Annotated in this window: 1 protein-coding gene; it reads left to right on the top strand. The window is 49.1% G+C overall.

Annotated elements, in window-relative coordinates; genetic code table 11:
* Nucleotides 1-214 precede the first annotated feature (214 nt).
* Nucleotides 215-1,327, top strand: coding sequence for an RRXRR domain-containing protein (locus ACE1AT_RS21420; RefSeq protein WP_374871988.1), 1,113 nt, complete (start codon nt 215-217; stop codon nt 1,325-1,327).
* Nucleotides 1,328-1,387 lie beyond the last annotated feature (60 nt).

Below are 1,387 nucleotides of genomic sequence, written 5' to 3'. Positions count from 1 at the left end.
GTCAATAACCCCGCCCTAAAGAGGGACGGGGCTTGTAAGAGCCAAATCTTACGTGTTTGACTAGCCCACTGAGCCTAATCAAGGCAACGCACTTCCGAATACTTCCCCAGTTCGGACATACTGTAAGACTGTTTGGTCAGTCGTTGCGTAAAGGCAAGCCATCCTGGATTAGGTGGGCGAGGGGACTAACAACTTTGCTCGAAGGTTTATCACCATGTTACGAGTACCCGTTTTATCGCCACTAGGCAAAGCATTAATGCCAACAAAAGCCAGTCGTGCAAGGCGTTGGCTGAAAGATGGCAAAGCAAAGGTTGTACACAACGACCTTGGGATATTTCAAATTCAGTTGGTGCTACACGAGAGTGATGATCAAGTGCAACCAATTGCGGTAGGGATAGACCCAGGCAAGCTGTACACAGGTGTAGCAGTGCAGTCCGCAAAGTTTACCCTGTGGTTAGCTCATCTACAACTGCCATTCAAAACGGTTAAAGACCGCATGTCCCAACGCGCCATGATGCGAAGAGGGCGCAGAGGCAGAAGAATTAGCCGCAAAATCGCATTCTCAAAACGCGCTCATCGTCAGAAACGTTTTGACAATCGCCGAAACAACAAGCTTCCCCCAAGCATTCGAGCTAACCGAGAGTTGGAGTTAAGAGTCCTTGAGGAACTGTCTTGGATCTACCCCATCACAACAGTTGCTTACGAAATAGTCAAAGCGCGTGGTGACAAAGGGTTTAGCCCTGTGATGGTTGGGCAAAAATGGCAGTTGCAGAATTTAGCTGACTACGGTGAAGTAAGTCAAATTGAAGGCTGGGAAACTGCCAATATCAGACAACAATTAGGATTGCACAAACAAAAACATTCTAAAGGTGATGCCATCCCTGCAACTCATGCTGTAGACGGTGTTGCTCTAGCTTGTAGCGCGTTTATTCAGTACGGCATCATTGACCGTCATTCACGAGGCTGGAAAGGTGATGTCAATGTAACTCCCGCACCTTTCACGGTTATTCGCCGTCCCCCAGTATCGCGTCGCCAACTTCATCTCATGGTTCCTGTCAAGGGCGGAGTACGCCGCAAGTATGGGGGAACTGTTACGAGGCACGGGTTTAGGAAGGGCGACTATGTTGAGGCACTCTGCGGCTCTAATACTTATCGAGGTTGGGTTAGCGGCGATACCGAAAAGCAAATTTCTGTTTCTGACCAAAACTGGAAACGGCTTGGTCAGTTCAGTAAAAACAAAGTCCGACTGGTACAGCGAAGCACGGGATTAATCGTGCTGCCAACTCGGAGATTGTCAAACTTGATGGCATCGAGCCACCAAGTTTGACCTGCTATCCCTCCCCGACCTCAGCGAAGCAGGTCGGGGTATCCCGCAGAAAAAGATGAA

The organism is Pelatocladus sp. BLCC-F211, assembly GCF_041928655.1.
GTDB lineage: Bacteria > Cyanobacteriota > Cyanobacteriia > Cyanobacteriales > Nostocaceae > Pelatocladus.
Note: the sequence above shows the minus strand (reverse complement) of the source record. Positions and strands in the feature narration are given on the sequence as shown.